Source organism: Leifsonia sp. NPDC058230, assembly GCF_042882245.1.
Classification (GTDB): domain Bacteria; phylum Actinomycetota; class Actinomycetes; order Actinomycetales; family Microbacteriaceae; genus Leifsonia.
Genome location: NZ_JBHVWM010000001.1, coordinates 981,139 through 997,798, shown reverse-complemented (window position 1 = coordinate 997,798; position 16,660 = coordinate 981,139). Strand labels below are relative to the sequence as shown.

Below are 16,660 nucleotides of genomic sequence, written 5' to 3'. Positions count from 1 at the left end.
GGATCCCCCCGGGTCGGTCGTCCGCTCGGGCGCCTCGCTGCGACCGACGTGTTCACGCCATTATGCGGGCGAATGCCGCCGCCGCACGACAAGACCCACCAGCACGGCCACGATCGCGATCCCCACCGGGAACACCAGGTGCCACCCCGCGAGCACGAGGAGGCCGGCCGCGAACAGGCAGGACGCGACGGACATCCACCATCCGACCGACCAGCGCGGAAGCAGAACGAGGGCGGATGCGACACCGACCGCGTAGACGGCCGCTGCGATGCTGGTGTGCACGAGGATGAACGGCTCCAGATCCCCGCTCGTCAGCACGACCACTGAGTACAGCGCCATGACGACCGCCGACAGCACCAATCCGCGTCGCGCGACGCCGCCGTTCTCGGCGCCGTGCCCGAACCAGCGGGGCAGGTCGCCATCCCGTCCCATCGCGGCGCCGAGCTTGCTGAACGCGGCGAGGTACGCGTTGAACACACCGGTCACGACGATCGCCGCGATGACGGCGACGACGATACCGCCCCCACGCCCGGTCGACACGAGCACGAGGTCGAGCAGCGGAACGGCGCTGGTGGCGGCCTTGTCACCGAGCACCAGCACGGTCACCGTCTGGATCGCGAGGTAGGCCACGGAGACGATGATGAGAGCCAGTGCAGTGGCCCTCGGGATGTCCCGCCGCGGGTTGCGGAACTCTCCGCCGATCCCCGCGACCGCCTCCCAACCGGCGAACGCCCAGATGTACAGGCTCACGGCCAGCCCGACGCCCTCCCACCCGTGCGGGAGGAGGGGCTGCAGGTTGGCCGGATCGCCGAGCGGCGCCGCCGCCGCGAGTACGAACACCAGCACTGCGACCAGGGCGGCCGACAGCACGAGCTGCAGCCAGCCCGCGAAGCGCACCCCGAACGCCGTGACGATGACCGGGACCACCATCAGCGCGATCGCGATGAGCACGGCCGTTCCCGCGTCGCCGCCGATCACGGCGACCACGTAGCGCGCCGTCATGAGAGCGGCGATGGGCGCTCCGATCGGCGTTCCGAAGAAGAACCAGTAGCTGATCACCCGGGCGGTCGTCGGGCCGAATGCGCGGCGGGCGAAGGTCGCGACTCCGCCCGCATCCGGATGCCGTCTGGCGAGCGCGGCGAAGGTGGCCGCAAGCGGGATGGAGACGACCGCGAGCGCTGCGACCGCGATGATCGCTCCGGGACCGGCGGCAGCCGCCGCGAGCGCCGGGAGCACGAGGATGCCCGTGCCGAGCACAGCGGCGACGTACAGCGCCGTGCCGCCGGCGAGACCGAGGTGGCCGTGGGATGCAGCGGGCAGTCCTGGTGCTTGCGCCGGCGATACCGTCACGGCACTGGCGTCGGGCAGCCCGTGGGCGTGGGGGATCGGCGGCCCGCTTCTGGTCATGTGCCCATGATGGTGCGCACCGCCGACATCCGTCACACGGTCAGCGTCTTCGAGGTTCCGATGACCGTTCCGTCGGAGTCGAGCGCCTGCACGGTGACGCGCGCGGCCGCGGGAACGAGCAGCGACGTCTCGAACCCGGAGCGCTTGACCTCGCCGACGCCGGTCGGCCCGGAGGCCGCCGTCGACGATGACAGCACCCGCCAGGAGCTGACCTCGGTGGCGCCGTTCCAGCTGGCGAACACGCGCATACCGCTGCCTTCTGCGAGCACAGCGATGTCGGGCGAGGTGGCGGGATGCGCCGTCCACTCCTGCCGGAACGACCGATACGAGATGCCGCCGAGCGCGGCCTCGAACACAGGCTTTCCCCCGGGGGTGAACTCGGTGACCGCAGGGTCGGTGCCCCATCCCACCAGCACGTTGCCGTTCGGCAGGACCTGCATGCTGCCCATGGCCGTGCCGAGGTGTTCGTCGTACTTGTACGTCTGCACCAGCGACGCACGGCTCTCGTCCGCGCTCAGCGCGAACGTCAAGCCGCGCGATTCGCCCTTCTCGGCGCCGTAGCGGTGATTGTCGAAGAGCGTGATCGTTCCGTCGGGGTGGTGACGCACATCGTGCTGCCACGCGAACACCGCATTCTCGGCGACCTCGATGTCGCTCTTCTTGCCCCCGAACCTCCACCGCAGATCGCCGCCGGCGCGGTCGATCGCGTAGATGGCGTGCGTGTGACGAGCCGAGACGAGCAACTGGTCGCCGTCGTCCTCGACCGCATTCAGGTGGTACGGATCGAATGCCCGCCCCGCGGTGGTCCCGTCGTGCCCCGGGTCCTGCGTCAGCCCGAGGTAGGTCTCCGTGATCGGGATGTGGTCGAGCGTGCTCCAGTCGAGCAGCAACCGCTCGGAGGCCACGTCGATCTCCTGAACGTGGCAGTCGTAGATGTAGCCCGCCTTGGCGCCGCCGATGGGGGTGAGGTCCGCCTTCACCGCGGTGTAGACGGTGATGAGCGCCGTTCCGCGGTCGGTGAGCTTGAACTCGTGCAGGTCGGCCTCGAGATCCGCGCCCGCCGACACCGTGGCGATCGGTGTGTAGGTGTCGTCGAGGATGGTGCCCCTCCCCGCCCCCATGCCGCCTGTGCTCTTGCCCGACCAATAGGTGAGCACGGGCTTGCCCTGGTAGGTCTGCACGCGGAGGTCGGTGATGTTCTTCTTCGTCGGCTCGATCCAGACCGGCTCACCGCTCTCGGTCATGATCAAGCCGTTGAAACCCTTCGCCTGCTGGGTGACGAGCAGCAGGCCGGCGGCGGTGGTCCCCATCTTCCTGCTCGTCACCGCGGGAACGGTGAGCTCGGTACTGACGAAGGCGCGCATGTCCGGCGGCGGTGGGGTGGGAGGCGGGGTGGCCGCTGACGTCTCCGGGCCCTCGCGGGTGGCGACGACCACTCCGGCCGCCACGCCGACGGTCAGCAGAGCGCCGCCGGTGATCAGCGCGCGGCGGCTCAGGCTCGGCTCTCTGTGAGAACGTTCAGGTTCCATCGACTCCCACTATCCGCTCACAATCGCCACCCGGCTAGTACTCGACCCGGGCAGCTGCAGCAGCCGTCCGGGGGCGGCGCCAGACCGACCGGGCGATCGTCGGCGGCGGTAGGCTCTGCTGATCCGAGCAGGTCGGTGCACGTGTTCGGATGCGCGACGCGTCAGGAGGGAGGAATGGTGGCAACGCAGCCGGATCGGTGGACTCGATACGCCGATCGCCTGAGGCATTCGATCATCTCGCCGCAGCTGATCTCAGGGACGGTGCTGGTGAGCGTGGTCATCTCCGTCGCGGACGAATCCGGCGGGATCTTCGATGTCTTCTCGATCACCATCCTCACGGTGCTGGTGTTCTGGGTGACCGAGGTCTACGTGCATACGGTCGCCGAGCAGCGACGTCGGGCCGATCAAGACATGGTGAGCCTCCGGCTCTCGTTCCGCGCCGCGCTGCACAAGGCCCGAGGTCTCCTGTTCGCAGCGACGCCGCCGCTGATCTTCCTCCTGGCCGGGCTCTTCGGCGCGCGTCAGGGCGCTGTCGCCTACTGGGTCGCCCTCTGGATCGAAGTGCTCATTCTGGGCGTCATCGGGTGGATCGCCTTCGGCGGGCGGCGCATCCGCTGGTACTGGCGGCTGTGCGGCGCCGTCGCGACGGCCACGCTCGGGCTGCTCGCCGTGCTACTCAAGATCCTCGTCCACTGACGTACCGAGAAGGAGAGAACATGAACGACAAGCCTGTGACCGTCCTGGTGGTCGGGGCCACCGGGAGCATCGGCCGCCTCGCCGTCGCCGAGGCCGTCGGCCGCGGCTATGCCACGCGCGCGCTGGTGCGCGACGCATCCACGGCCGGCCCGCTCCTCCCCGGAGCCGAACTCTTCGTCGGTGAGCTGACCCGTGCCGAGACGCTGAGCGAGGCCGTCGACGGGGTCGACGCCGTGATCTTCACCCACGGCGCACACGACGGCGGGAAGGAGGCGATGGAAGCCGTCGACTACGGCGCGGTGCGGAATGTTCTGGCGGCGCTGGCCGACCGCCCGGCGCGCATCGCGTTGATGACGTCGATCGGCATCACCAACCGCACGGGCGGGTTCAACAGCGCGACGCAGGCGCTCGACTGGAAGCGCCGGTCGGAGCGGCTCGTCCGCGCGAGCGGGAGGCCGTACACGATCGTGCGGCCGGGATGGTTCGACGAGAACAAGCCCGACGAGCATCAGCTCCGGCTGCCGCAAGGCGACAAGCCGCGGGCAGAGAACCCGAGCGACGGGGTCATCGCCCGTGAGCAGATCGCGCACGTGCTGGTCGAGAGCCTCACCTCGGAGGCCGCCGACCACAAGACGTTCGATCTCGTCGCCGAGCGCGGGCCGGCGCCCGCAGATCTCACGCCCCTGTTCGCCGCCCTTCAGGCCGACCCGGCCGATGCGATCGACGGTGTGCTGGACCCGGCGAACATGCCCGTGGATGCGGAGCCGCAGCATGTGCTCGACGACCTGGACGCGGCGCGCGGAGCCTGACGCGCCTCTGGCGTCACAACCCGGCCTGGCCCGCCAGCATCTCCACCGCGAGCCGCCAGTCGCGCACGTCCTCGCCGTTGCCGGTCTCCTCCTCGCCGGGCAGAGTGATGCGGAACAGCAGGTCGGTCGAGCCGGCAGCGTGCACTTCCTCCACGAGACCGAGATACTCGCCGCCGTAGTAGACCTCCCAGGCGGCGGTGGCCGTCGGGCTGTACATCAGGGTGAGCGGGATGGTGCCGTAGCTGTAGACCGCGTGCTGGTGCGCGAGTTCCTTGGCCGACATGTTCGTCAGACTAGGCGTGTTCAGCTGCCTGAGGAAGGGTGTTGCACAAGCCCGTCTGCCGGGTCGCGGTCGGCGTGCGTAGCCGCTATCGCATCCGCGATGACGTCGCTCAGTCGCTCGTTGCGTGCGAATGACGCGCGCTGCACCCCGGCTCCTCCCCCGGTGTCGAGGATGCGCGCGATACCCCTCCGCACGCGCTCACCGTCACCGTTGGCCGCGAGAGCCCGGTCGACGTGCGCGAGCAGGGCTTCGACGGCCTGCTGCGCATCCCCCGCGCGCCCGTGCACCGGATGCGGCAATCGCCCCCCGGCGCCCGTCAGCGCCGCCTGCCAGCTGGCGAGCCGGAGCGCGGCCGATGGCACCGCGACGGGCGCCACCCCGGCCCTCCACTCCTCGGCCGCCGTGTCGACGAGCGCACGCACGACCGCGGCGAGTACGACGGTGTCGCGGGCGTCGAGGCAGACGTCGGCGATCCGGACCTCCACCGTCGGCTGCTTGCGCGACAGTCGCGCATCGAGGTACAGCATCCCGTGGTCGAGGATCACTCCGGTGTCGACCAGCATGTTCTCGAACGCGTCGTACGCCTCCACCGAACCGAACACATCCGTCGGCCCCGCGCTCTGCCACTGGTGCCAGGCGACGTAGCGGAAGCTCGCATACCCGGTGTCCACCCCGTGCGCGAACGGCGAGTTCGCGCTCAACCCGAGCAGCACGGGGAGCCAGATCCGGATGCGGTCCAGCACCGCGACACCCTCCTCGCGCGACTCGATGCCGACGTGCACGTGACAGCCGCAGACCATCGTGCCGGCGGTCGTGCCGAAGCGCTCCAGCATCGCCGTGTAGCGCGGCTTGTCTGTGGTGTGCGGGCTCACGGCGAGCGGTGACATGGCAAGCGCAACGGCTCGCGCGCCCTGCGGCTTCGCGAGCGAGTCGGCGAGCTCGCGACCCGCGAGCACGTCGTCGAGGAGGCCGGCGGCCGTCTCGTGCGGCCGTGTCTGGGTCTCCATCATCTCCTGCTGGATCTCCGAGTCCACAGCGGGCCCGTCTCCTGGATCGGGCGCGGCGGCCAAGGCCTGAGGTGCCACCGGCACCGGTGCCCCCGTCACCGGGTCGACCAAGAGCAGTTCTTCCTCCACCCCGAAAGTCCTCATAAGCGAGTATCTCTCGTCATGCTGGTTCGGCAACAGCCTGTTTGCGTCGTGTGAAGCATCCGACGGATCCTCGGTCGAAAGGGTCCGGGGTACACTCCGCGGCATGGATGCGCCCAAGCTGATCCTCGTCCGTCACGGTGAGAGCACGGCGAACGTCGCCGCGACAGCGGCAGAGGCCGCCGGTCTGGAGACGATCAACGTGGAGTCCAGGGATGCGGACGTTCCGCTCTCGCCGCTGGGCGAGCAGCAGGCGCTCGCGCTGGGCGCCCGCCTCAGCAGGGAGCTCGACGGCCGCCCGGAGGACGCGCGCATCTTCAGCTCCCCGTATCGCCGCGCGATTCAGACGGCGCAACTCGCTCTTGGCGACGCCCGTTCCTTCACGATCGACGAGCGTCTCCGCGACCGTGAGCTCGGCGTCCTCGACGCTCTCACCGCCCGAGGCGTGGATGCGCGTCTCCCCGCCGAAGCCGCCCGGCGGCGCTGGCTGGGCCGGTTCTACTACCGGCCGCCCGGCGGTGAGGCCTGGACCGATGTCGCGCTGCGCATCCGCTCGTTCTCCCGCGACCTCGACTGGTCGGACGGACACCCCGCGCTCGTGTTCGGCCACGACGCCGTCGTGAGCCTCTTCCTCTACGTCTACCTCCATTACACGGAGGCCGAGTTACTCGAGTTCCTCCTGACCCGCGTCGTGACCAACGCCTCCGTCACGATCCTGGAACGCGACACGACCGGCGCCTGGGCGGTCGGCGCCTTCTCCGACGACCGCCATCTGGAGGCTGTCGGCGTACCGCCCACCGCGCACCCCGGGGCCGCCCGTGACCAGTGAGTTCGGCGCCGCCAGCACTGTCGATGCCGCCTTGTTGCGCGGTTGGCCGCTCCCCGAGCCGGGGTCTTCGAAGCGTGAGCGCGGGGACGTGCTCGTCGTCGGCGGGGCGGCCCGCTCCCCTGGCGCGGCACAACTCGCCGGGCTCGCCGCGCTGCGGGTGGGAGCGGGACGCCTCACTCTGGCGGTGGGGTCGTCCGTCGCTTCGAGCGTGGCGGTGGCCGTGCCCGAGTGCGGCGTCGTCCCCTTGGAGGAAACGACCGATGGGGGCATCCTGGGCCGCTCCCTCCTGCGCGTCGCCCGCGAGTTGAAGACTGCGGGCAGCGTGCTCGTCGGCCCCGGGCTCGACGACGTGCGTGAGGCGCGACGGCTGCTGCGCCGCCTCCCCGCGCTCGTTCCGCCCGACATCACGGTCGTCCTCGACGCCTTCGCGCTGGGTGCCCTCGCGGGCAGGCCGGGTCTCGGAAGGGTGCGGCGACGCATCCTCACCCCGAACACCGACGAGGCCGCCCTGCTTCTCGGCCGGGACATCCGCGATCTCGACCGCGACGTGTTGTCGATCGCCCGCCGCTATTCGGCCGTCGTCAGCTGTCACGGCCGGGTGGCTGCACCGAACGGGCGGCTGCTGTTGGTGCGCGACGGCGGCCCGGGTCTCGGCACGTCGGGGAGCGGGGATGCGCTGGCCGGCGCGATCGCCGGGCTCGCGGCTCGTGGGTGCGAGCCCCTGCAGGCCGCTGCGTGGGGCACGTTCCTGCATGCCGCCGCGGGAGAGTCGCTCGCTCGCGAGGTCGCGCCGCTCGGTTTTCTGGCCGGCGAGATCGTGCAGCGGCTGCCGTTCGAGTTGGCTGCGGTGGAAGGCGCGGGCTGACCGGCCTGCGTTATCGTCCGACGCGCCGCTCGAGGATCTGGCCCGGCCATTCGCCGACCGTGAACACGCCCGCGCGCGTGTATCCGCACGACTCGTAGAACCGGACCAGGTCACCGCTGCCGCCGGCGTAGCAGTCGACGCGCAGCTTCTCGACGCCCGCAGCTTCGGCTTGCCCGTCGGCGAACGCCAGCAGTCGCCGCCCTCCGCCTTTCGCCCGCGCATCGCGGGAGCCGATCAGCAGCCGCACATAGAGTTCCGGTTCGGTCGCGGCCGGCACGTAGTCGTTCGCCTCCCCGAGCACGAGCGCCCCGCATACGCCGATCGCCGGATGCTCGGCCACCCACGCGCCCGGCTCAGCGCACCATCCGGTCACCCGGTCGATCTGCCGCTGCTGCGTGGAGAACGGCTCGGTGCCCCACTGTTTCACGTTGCCGATGCTGACGAACCAGGCGATCGCATCGTCGAACAGGCGGAGGATCGCGTCCGCGTCGGCCGGTGTGGCGTGCCGAATGGCGATGGCGTCGGTCTCGCTGGTCACCCGCCGATCGTCTCAGATCGGCGCGCCGCGCGGGCTCCTCCGACCAGCGCGTCGGCGACCTGCTCCGGATGCGACAGCGCGGCCAGGTGCCCGCCGTCGACTTCCACGAGCTCCACTCCCAACCGCTCGCGCGCCACCTTTCGCTGGAATTCGAGCGGGAGGAAACGGTCGTCACGCCCGGCGATCGCCTGGAGGGGCACATCGGGCCAGCCGTCGAACTCGGCCGCGGTGTCGAACACCTCCGCTGCATCTTCGCCTTCGAGCGCAAGGAGCTCATCGGTCTGCTCGGCGGTGAGTTCGAACGTGAAGTAGGTCTCGAGGTCGAATGCGGGGTCGGTGTCGCGCCCGTCGGCCAGATCGTTTGCACGTACCGCCTCGGCGTGACCCATCGACTCGCCCCACTCGCCCGGTGTCTCCCCCGGCCCCGGGATCATCCCGTTGAGGAACACGATCCTCGACACCGGGAGCCGCCCTGCCGCGAGCGCGGCCGTGAATCCGCCCATCGACTGGGCGACCAGGGTCACGTCGCTCCGGTCGCCTGCAGCGGCGACCACCGCATCCGCGTACTCGGCCAGCCCGTAGCCCGGCCCGACTTCGAAGTCGATCGCGACCGCATCCTCACCGCGCTGCCGCAGCTCGTCGACCACCAGGTGCCAGAGCCAGCCGGCCCCACCGGCGCCGGGCAGCAGAAGATATGTCGTCGGTCCCATGCCGCGACACTATGCCCGTCGACCGACACTCGCGGCGCAGGAAGCGCGACCCGCGATCGACCGGGCAGCAGCTGTGCCGCGGCTCATTCGATCCCACTCAGCTTGCCGAGGTCACCAGCCACACAGCGACTGGTAGCGGAGAAGTCGGCATAGCCGTCTGCGACCGTGAACTGCACGAGCAGACCCTCAGGACCACTCCCGGCTAGCCAGGGTGGATCCGAGAGGACCCACCGGGGTTTCGGCAGATCCGCAATGTATTCGACAGTGACCGAATGTCCCTGATCAGCCAAGATCGCCCGTACCGCCTTGGCCACCGACTCGGGATCGGAAGGAAGCAGCTGCTCTCGCCGTTGCGAAAAGATGTTGAACGCTCCCCCCTCGCTTCCGGCTGACGTCGCGCATCCGGTCCAGGTCCAGCCACCAATGTCCCAGTCACCCAGCACAGCATCCCGAGTAGCCTCATACAGCTCTTCGACTTCTTGCTTGACTTCCTCTGGCGTCCGCACCGGGCTTGTCTCCTTCGTTCTGGGTGTTTGAGTTCCACCTGGCAGACCTGCCGACCCGCATCCGAGGAGACTCGTAACGATGGTTAGCGCCACCCCCGGGGCGACATAAGATCTCACCCTTGATGTTGCGGCGCGGCTCACTCGACAAAACTCAGCTCGGCGAGGTCTCCGGCCACGCACCTACTGGTGGCGGAGAAATCCGCATAGTCGTCGCCCACCGTGAATTGCACCAGTAGACCCTCGGGGCCGCTCCCTGCAAGCCAAGCCGGATCAGAAAGGATCCACCGCGGCTGTGGGAAATCGGCGCTGTATTCCGCCTTCACCGGATGCCCCTGATCAGCCCAGATCGACTCGACCATATTCGCCACAGACTCTGGACTGTTGGGAAGCGGCTGTTCTCGCCGCTGCGAAAAGATGTTGAAGTGCGCGCCATCGCGTCCGTCCGACGTTGCACAGTACGTCCACGTATGGTCGGCATAGTCCCAGTCGCCCGGCACCGCATCGCGCGTGAGTTCGTACAACAGTTCGACTTCTTGCTTGACGTCCTCGGGCGTGCGCACCGGACTTGCCTCCTTGGTTCTGAGTGGGTGAGTACTACTTGGCGTTCCTGCTGATCCGCATCCGAGAAGACCCGAAGCTGCGCCGAGCATGAAAGCGAGAGCGAATCCGAGTCTCAGCCTTGAGGCACCCACACTGTTCCCTTCGTCATCATGTCGATGGCGCGATCCTTCAATTGCAGCGCAAGGCGATCGGTCGGTGTGCCCCCCACCGGGAGATCGCGTCCCTGCCCGATCGTGGCCTTGGCGGTGTTGTACATGGCGCTCGTGTTCCTGTCCAAGTAGCTGTACTTGCCCTCTTCGCCGCGGGGAGCGAACGGGCCGTGCTGCGTGATCTTGTTGAGCGGTCGACCTTGATCGTCCAGACTCTCTTCGGAGGTGAAGGCATGGGCGCCGAACGAAGGGCCCGTCGGGTCCTGCCTTTTGCTGCTCGCCTGCCCTGTCACTGCCCATCCGTCGTGATGCCCCTGCGAGGCGAAGACTTCTCCTGACGGAACGTTGAGCGCCTCAGCGTTGGGAATCGTGTTCGGGATGCCGGCCGATCCGAGCATGACCAGATGGTCCGCGTTTGCCTGGGTCAGCGCCAGGGCTGCCACAGCGGTTCCGTATGAATGACCGACCACCGATACGTCTATCGTCGAGCCGGTCGCAGAGTGAACAGCATTGAGCCCGCTCAGTGTCCCAGCGAGACGCCTTGCTCCAGCCTCTGCCAGGTAATCCTGGGCGACACCCAACGAATCACGCGGACCAGGTGGAGAGTAGTCGAGCCAAGCCACCACGGCGTACGCCGACGCATCCGAGCTCAAGAATCCCTTTTGATATCGCCGTAAAGCAAAGGCCGCGTCCACATAACTCCCCACGTTGCCCGCGACATTCGTTCCCATCCCCGGCACGAGGTAGGTGGCGTTCGCCGCCTTGTCGAGGTCACCGACGGAGATCGCCGCCTTGGGATCGGGCTCGAACGAAAGCGAGACGAGCTGCCGGGGCGGAGATTCCAGCACACCCTTGCCGAGTGCCGCCTTCACCGCGTCCAGCGCCCTGATCCTCTCGACATTCTCGGTCGGGTGCACCAACTCATCCGCGAGGGCTCTTTCGAGGAACACATTGTTCGCCCGGTCCCGCGCCCAGTAGGCCACACCGTCGAGGTTCCCGATGACGCCGGGGATACCCGCGATCAGCGCTGCTTGCGCAGCCGACGGAGCGCCCTCGAGTGCGTCGTTCATCCCGTTCCACCAGGCCGCGGCGACGCCGGGGTCGAGCTGGGCGACCTTCTCTCCCAGCGCCGGGTAGACCGCGACAAGAAGTCGAAGATCATTCGCAGACAGCCCCACGAGCATCCCGGCCAGGTCGGCGGGCGCCGTCGTCCGGATCGTCCTGTCGTTGAACTGCCACGTAGCGCCCAGAGCGGCCTTGCCCGACAGCGCATCCGCGCAGACTCGGTCGGCCTGTCGGCGCCAGGAGATCAACTCTTCCCACTGGGCGTCGATCATTTTGAGCCTGGACTGCTCCGCACCGAGGCTCTCGGTCAGCTGCGTCCGCTGCCGCAGGATCGCCGTGGTGCGGTCATCCCTGCGGCCTACCGCCTCCTCGAGCAGCGCCCGGTCATCGCGGTGATGCGACGCATCCAAGGACCGCTGGAACGTCTCCAACGCGCTCAGGGCACGCGAGCGCTGCAACTCCAGCGCCGCTTGCCTGTCTTTGATCTGCTGCACCTGGGCGGCGTACGACCCCAGGGCCTGCGCCTGCGCATCCAGGCCGTTCGCCAGCACCAGCAGCTCCGGTGACACCGATTCCACTGCGGATATGAACGCTACCCGCGACTTGCCGCGCCATTCGGACTCCGACACCGCATTCACGGACGCGGTCACGTCTGAATGCACCGCACGCAACGACTCGGCTTTCGTCGATCGCACGGCCGCTAGCCCACGAATTGCAGCAGGCTCGCCCGCCCCCGGGTCCCTCGTATCCAAAAACAGCGACTCCCCCAGTCGAATGTGACATATAGCACGTCAGTGCACATGTCACACTACTGAGGGAGGGCTGAGCCCGGCAACGAAATCGCCAGTGATATCCGCGTGTTCTACCGCGCGAGCGCCTGCTGAACGTCCGCGATCAGGTCGGCCTCGTCCTCGATGCCGACCGAGAGGCGCACGATGTTGTCCGGAACCTCGAGTTCCGTGCCGCGCACCGACGCGTGCGTCATCTCCGCGGGGTAGCCGATCAGCGACTCGACACCGCCGAGAGACTCGGCGAGCTGGAACACCTCGGTCGATTCGGCGAACCTGCGCGCAGCGGCGGCTCCGCCCGCCAGCGCGACCGACAGCATCCCGCCGAAGCCGCTCATCTGGCGCGCGGCCAGTTCGTGGCCGGGGTGGGTGGGCAGGCCGGGGTAGTAGACGGCGTCGATCGCGGGATGCCCGACCAGGTGCTCGGCGATCGCCTGCGCGTTCGACGTGTGCCGCGCCATCCGCACCGACAGCGTCTTGATGCCACGGGTGGTCAGCCAGGCGTCCATCGGGGAGGACACGGCGCCTGCCGCGAACTGGATGAACTGCACCTTTGCCGCGAGTTCCTCGTCGTCGATCACGAGGGCGCCGCCGATCACGTCCGAGTGCCCGCCCAGGTACTTGGTGGTCGAATGCACGATCACATCGGCCCCGAGCGACAGCGGCTGCTGCAGCGCGGGCGAGGCGAAGGTGTTGTCGACGACCACGAGCGCGCCGACCGCGTGGCCGAGCTCGGCAAGCGCCGCGACATCGCTGATCTTCATGAGCGGGTTGCTCGGCGTCTCGATCCAGAGCACGCGGGTGCGCTCGGTCGACAGGGCCGAACGCACGGCATCCAGGTCGGCCAGGTCGACGGTGGTGTTGCGCACGCCCCAGGCGCCGTGGATGCGGTTGATCAGCCGGTGGGTTCCGCCGTAGACGTCGTTGCCCAGCACCACGTGGTCGCCCGGCTCAAGCACGGCCCTCAGCAGTGCATCCTCTGCCGCGAGTCCCGAGGCGAACGAGAGCGCACGCTTTCCGCCTTCGAGGGAGGCGAGCAGGGTCTCGAGCGAGGTGCGCGTGGGGTTGCCACCGCGACCGTACTCGTAGCCGCCGCGCAGGCCGCCGATCCCGTCTTGCACGAAGGTCGACGTCTGGTAGATCGGCGGGATGATCGCGCCCGTGGTCGGGTCGAATTCCTGGCCGACGTGGATGGCGCGCGTGGCGAAGCCGTGGTCTGTCATGAGGGTGCTTTCTGGTTGCCGGTCAGCTATTCGCTGAGGAAGTTGAGGAGGTCCTGCCGGGTGAGCACCGCGACGGGCTTGCCGTCTTCGGTCACCAGCAGCGCATTCGTGGTGGCGAGAGCCGTTCGGGCCGCGCTCACCGGCTCGTTCACACCGATCAGGGTGAGCGGTTCGCCCAGGAAGGCACCGACGTTGTCGGTCATCTGCGCGCGACCGCCGAACACGGCATCCACCAGCGACGCCTCATCGAGCGCTCCGACGACCTCGCCCATCACGACGGGCGGCTCGGCGGTGAGCACGGGCAGCTGGGAGACCCCGTACGTGTTCATGATCTGGATCGCATCGCGAACCGTGTCCGACGGATGCGCGTGCACGAGGTCGGGCAGGTCGCCGCTCTTCGTGCGCACGATGTCGTGCACCGTGGCCTCGTCGGGCACGTCGCTGAACCCGTAGGAGCGCATCCACTTGTCGTTGAAGATCTTCGCCAGGTAGCCGCGGCCGCTGTCGGGGAGGATGACCACGACGATGTCGTCGGCCGTCAGGCTCTCGGCGGCACGCAGCGCGGCGACGACGGCCATGCCGCTGGACCCACCGACGAGGATGCCCTCCTCGCGCGCCAGGCGCCGGGTCATCGCGAACGAATCGGCGTCGGAGACGGGGATCACCTCATCCACGACACTCGGGTCGTATGCACTCGGCCAGAAGTCCTCGCCGACGCCCTCGACCAGATACGGCCTGCCCGTTCCGCCCGAGTACACGGAACCCTCGGGGTCTGCTCCGACCACGCGCACGCGCCCCTCCGAGGCCTCTTTGAGGAAGCGCCCGGTGCCGCTGATCGTGCCGCCGGTGCCGACGCCGGCGACCAGGTGGGTGATCCGCTGATCCGTGTCTCGCCAGATCTCCGGACCGGTGGTCTCGTAGTGGCTGAGCGGACCGTTCGGATTCGCGTACTGGTTGGGCTTGAATGCGCCCGGTATCTCCTGGGCGAGCCGGTCGGACACGCTGTAATAGGAGTCTGGGTGATCCGGCGGCACGGAGGTCGGGGTCACCACGATCTCGGCGCCGTATGCGGTGAGGACGTTGCGCTTGTCTTCGCCGACCTTGTCCGGCAGCACGAACACGCACTTGTAGCCGCGCTGCTGGGCGACGAGGGCCAGGCCCACTCCGGTGTTTCCGCTGGTCGGCTCCACGATCGTGCCACCCGGCTTCAGCAGCCCGTCCCGTTCAGCCGCGTCGATGATGCGGGTGGCGATCCGGTCTTTCGAAGATCCTCCGGGGTTCAGGTACTCGAGTTTGACGAGAACCGTCGCCGCGATCCCGTCGACAACCTTGTTGAGCTTGACGAGCGGGGTGTTGCCGACCAAGTCGATGATGGTCTCTGCATATTCCACGCGACCAACCGTAACAGCCCCCGGGGAGGGCTCCCATAGAATTACGCCATGCCTGTGTCAGAGCTCTCGACTGTCGCGCAGGACTACCTGAAAGCCATCTGGTCGGCAACGGAATGGTCGGAGAATCCGATCACGGTCAAGCAGCTGGCCGATCGGATGGGCGTGCGGGCTGCCACCGTGTCCGACGGCATCCGGCGCCTCGCCGACCAGGGGATGCTCGTCCACGAACCATACGGCGGCATCGAGTTGACCGACACCGGCCGCCGCCACGCAGTGACGATGGTGCGCCGACACCGGCTGATCGAGACCTTTCTGGTCGAGCAGCTCGGATACGGCTGGGACGAGGTGCACGACGAGGCCGAGGTGCTCGAGCACGCAGTCTCCGACCGGCTCATCGAGCGCATCGACCGACGGCTCGGACATCCCTCGCGCGACCCGCACGGCGACCCCATCCCGAGTGCGGACGGCACCCCTCACCTTCCGGATGCCGTTCCCCTCGTGACCGCGCAGCCCGGCACCGCTTTGGTCGTCTCGCGGATCTCGGATGCCGACCCGGCCGTGCTCCGCTATCTGGCCGATCGCGGCATCCGGCCCGACACCCCGCTCACGATGGATGAGCACCGCGAGTTCGCGGGTGATGTCACCGTGCGCGTCGGCGACGCCGACATCGTGCTCGGCGCCACCGCGGCCGCGGCCGTCTGGGTCACCGCCGCCTGACACGTCCCGGCTATGGCGCGAACCAGCCGGAGACCGTGAGGACGACGAGGGCGGCGTTGAGGGCGACCACCAGAGTGGCGATGACGGCGCCGAGGACGCGGACGCGCATCCGGTCGACCCGCTCACCCATCACCTCGCGCGATCCGGTGAGGCGGAGCAGCGGGATCATCGCGAAGGGGATGCCGAGGCTCAGGAACACCTGGCTCACGACCAGCGCCCAGGTCGGCTCGACCCCGACGGCGAGGATGACGATGGCCGGGATGAGCGTGATGATGCGGCGCGTCAGCAACGGGATGCGTATCTTCAGCAGCCCGGCCATGATCGTCGCGCCGGCGTAGCTGCCGACCGACGTCGAGGCGAGCCCGGACGCCAGCAGCCCGACGGCGAAGATCACGCCGATGACCGGGCCGAGCGCCGACGAGATCGCGGCGTGCGCGCCCGCGATGGTGTCGGTGCCCTCCACACCGTCGAGTGATGCCGCGGCGAGGAGGAGCATCGCGATGTTGACGGCACCGGCGAGCACGAGCGCTGCAATGACGTCCAGCCGCGTCGCGCGCAGCAGCCGGGTCACAACGGTCGGATTCTCGTTGCGGCCATGGCGGTCGCGTGCCAACGCCGAGTGCAGGTAGATCGCGTGCGGCATCACGGTCGCCCCGAGCATGCTCGCAGCGAGCAGAACGGTGGGTGCTCCGTCGAACCGGGGAACCAGGCCGCCGGCCGCCTCGCCCCAGTCGACCGGGCTCACGAAGAGTCCCGCGAGAAAGCCGATCGCGATCACTCCGAGCAGCCCGAGGATGACCATCTCGAACGGCCGCTGGCCCCGGCGCGACTGGATGCTCAGGATGCCGATCGAGACAGCCCCGACGATCAGCCCGCCGAGCGGCAACGGCAGCCCGAACAGCAGGTTGAGCGCGATCGCTCCTCCGATGACCTCGGCGAGGTCGGTCGCCGCCGCCACGAGTTCGGCCTGCACCCAGAACGCACGCCGAGTGCCCGCGCCGAGACGGGTTCCGAGCAGTTCGGGCAGGCTCGATCCGGTGACGATTCCGAGTTTCGCCGACTGGTACTGGATGAATACGGCGATGGCGTTCGCCGCGACGAGAACCCAGACGAGCAGGTATCCGTACTGTGCGCCGGCGGTGAGATTGGCCGCGACGTTCCCCGGATCGACGTAGGCGATCGCCGCGACGAATGCCGGTCCGAGCAGAAAGAACAGGCGCGCAGGCACCTGGGTCTTCGTCTGCTGCACCCCGGCGACCATCGCCCCACCTGCCCTAACGAAATTGTTAGCCGAGCCTAACATGGTGGGCCGCAGGCGAGTCGCGGGGGGGGGGGGGGGGGGGGGGGGGGGGGGGTGTGTAGTGAGCGAAGGGGTGGCAAGAGGGCGGGGGGCAAAACCCCCGGCGCGGAAAAAAAAAAAAAACAAAAAACAAAAAACACAAAAAA

Annotated in this window: 17 protein-coding genes; 5 read left to right on the top strand and 12 right to left on the bottom strand. The window is 68.5% G+C overall.

Going from position 1 to position 16,660, the window contains the following annotated elements:
• Positions 1 to 60: 60 nt before the first annotated feature.
• Positions 61 to 1,407, bottom strand: coding sequence for an APC family permease (locus tag ACFVV0_RS05050; RefSeq protein WP_387059088.1), 1,347 nt, complete (start codon positions 1,405 to 1,407; stop codon positions 61 to 63).
• A 32-nt stretch (positions 1,408 to 1,439) separates the two neighbouring features.
• Positions 1,440 to 2,936, bottom strand: a complete 1,497-nt coding sequence (locus ACFVV0_RS05045) for an arylsulfotransferase family protein (protein ID WP_387059085.1) — start codon at positions 2,934 to 2,936, stop codon at positions 1,440 to 1,442.
• A 174-nt stretch (positions 2,937 to 3,110) separates the two neighbouring features.
• Here ACFVV0_RS05045 and ACFVV0_RS05040 point away from each other — a divergent pair, with 174 nt between their 5' ends.
• A complete protein-coding gene (locus ACFVV0_RS05040) occupies positions 3,111 to 3,632 on the top strand; it encodes a hypothetical protein (RefSeq protein WP_387059082.1) in 522 nt (173 codons plus the stop codon).
• A 20-nt stretch (positions 3,633 to 3,652) separates the two neighbouring features.
• Complete coding sequence (locus tag ACFVV0_RS05035) at positions 3,653 to 4,441, top strand: SDR family oxidoreductase (protein ID WP_387059079.1); 789 nt, start codon at positions 3,653 to 3,655, stop codon at positions 4,439 to 4,441.
• A 13-nt stretch (positions 4,442 to 4,454) separates the two neighbouring features.
• On the opposite strand, the gene ACFVV0_RS05030 is transcribed toward ACFVV0_RS05035, so the two are convergent.
• Complete coding sequence (locus tag ACFVV0_RS05030; RefSeq protein WP_387059076.1) at positions 4,455 to 4,724, bottom strand: hypothetical protein; 270 nt, start codon at positions 4,722 to 4,724, stop codon at positions 4,455 to 4,457.
• Positions 4,725 to 4,744: 20 nt separating this feature from the next.
• Positions 4,745 to 5,860, bottom strand: a complete 1,116-nt coding sequence (locus ACFVV0_RS05025) for a glutamate--cysteine ligase (protein ID WP_387059073.1) — start codon at positions 5,858 to 5,860, stop codon at positions 4,745 to 4,747.
• A 118-nt stretch (positions 5,861 to 5,978) separates the two neighbouring features.
• Between ACFVV0_RS05025 and ACFVV0_RS05020 the strand changes: the two genes are divergently transcribed.
• Positions 5,979 to 6,701: a histidine phosphatase family protein gene (locus tag ACFVV0_RS05020; protein ID WP_387059071.1), complete on the top strand. Its 723-nt coding sequence runs from the start codon at positions 5,979 to 5,981 to the stop codon at positions 6,699 to 6,701.
• Positions 6,691 to 7,566, top strand: coding sequence for an NAD(P)H-hydrate dehydratase (locus ACFVV0_RS05015; protein WP_387059069.1), 876 nt, complete (start codon positions 6,691 to 6,693; stop codon positions 7,564 to 7,566). Before ACFVV0_RS05020 ends, ACFVV0_RS05015 begins: the two co-directional genes overlap by 11 nt.
• 10 nt (positions 7,567 to 7,576) lie before the next feature.
• Here the strand turns inward: ACFVV0_RS05015 and ACFVV0_RS05010 are convergent, their stop codons facing one another.
• From ACFVV0_RS05010 to ACFVV0_RS04980, 7 genes are all read right to left on the bottom strand, one after another.
• Positions 7,577 to 8,104, bottom strand: coding sequence for a GNAT family N-acetyltransferase (locus tag ACFVV0_RS05010; RefSeq protein WP_387059066.1), 528 nt, complete (start codon positions 8,102 to 8,104; stop codon positions 7,577 to 7,579).
• Complete coding sequence (locus ACFVV0_RS05005) at positions 8,101 to 8,814, bottom strand: alpha/beta fold hydrolase (protein WP_387059063.1); 714 nt, start codon at positions 8,812 to 8,814, stop codon at positions 8,101 to 8,103. Before ACFVV0_RS05005 ends, ACFVV0_RS05010 begins: the two co-directional genes overlap by 4 nt.
• Positions 8,815 to 8,897: 83 nt before the next feature.
• Positions 8,898 to 9,320 carry a hypothetical protein gene (locus ACFVV0_RS05000; protein ID WP_387059060.1) on the bottom strand — a complete coding sequence of 141 codons (423 nt, stop codon included), beginning with the start codon at positions 9,318 to 9,320 and terminating at the stop codon, positions 8,898 to 8,900.
• Between the two features lie 137 nt (positions 9,321 to 9,457).
• The gene (locus tag ACFVV0_RS04995; RefSeq protein WP_387059058.1) at positions 9,458 to 9,880 is read right to left on the bottom strand and encodes a hypothetical protein; all 423 of its coding nucleotides are present in this window, start codon (positions 9,878 to 9,880) and stop codon (positions 9,458 to 9,460) included.
• Positions 9,881 to 9,993: 113 nt separating this feature from the next.
• Positions 9,994 to 11,847: an alpha/beta hydrolase gene (locus tag ACFVV0_RS04990; RefSeq protein ID WP_387059055.1), complete on the bottom strand. Its 1,854-nt coding sequence runs from the start codon at positions 11,845 to 11,847 to the stop codon at positions 9,994 to 9,996.
• A 110-nt stretch (positions 11,848 to 11,957) separates the two neighbouring features.
• Positions 11,958 to 13,106, bottom strand: a complete 1,149-nt coding sequence (locus tag ACFVV0_RS04985) for a cystathionine gamma-synthase (protein WP_387059052.1) — start codon at positions 13,104 to 13,106, stop codon at positions 11,958 to 11,960.
• Between the two features lie 26 nt (positions 13,107 to 13,132).
• Entirely contained in the window at positions 13,133 to 14,497 is a 1,365-nt protein-coding gene (locus tag ACFVV0_RS04980; RefSeq protein ID WP_387059050.1) for a cystathionine beta-synthase, read from the bottom strand.
• Between the two features lie 48 nt (positions 14,498 to 14,545).
• On the opposite strand from ACFVV0_RS04980, the gene ACFVV0_RS04975 reads away from it, so the two are divergent.
• Positions 14,546 to 15,214, top strand: a complete 669-nt coding sequence (locus tag ACFVV0_RS04975; RefSeq protein ID WP_387059047.1) for a metal-dependent transcriptional regulator — start codon at positions 14,546 to 14,548, stop codon at positions 15,212 to 15,214.
• Between the two features lie 10 nt (positions 15,215 to 15,224).
• Here ACFVV0_RS04975 and ACFVV0_RS04970 read toward each other — a convergent pair whose 3' ends face one another.
• On the bottom strand, positions 15,225 to 16,475 hold the full coding sequence (locus ACFVV0_RS04970) for an Nramp family divalent metal transporter (protein ID WP_387059044.1): 1,251 nt from the start codon (positions 16,473 to 16,475) through the stop codon (positions 15,225 to 15,227).
• Positions 16,476 to 16,660 lie beyond the last annotated feature (185 nt).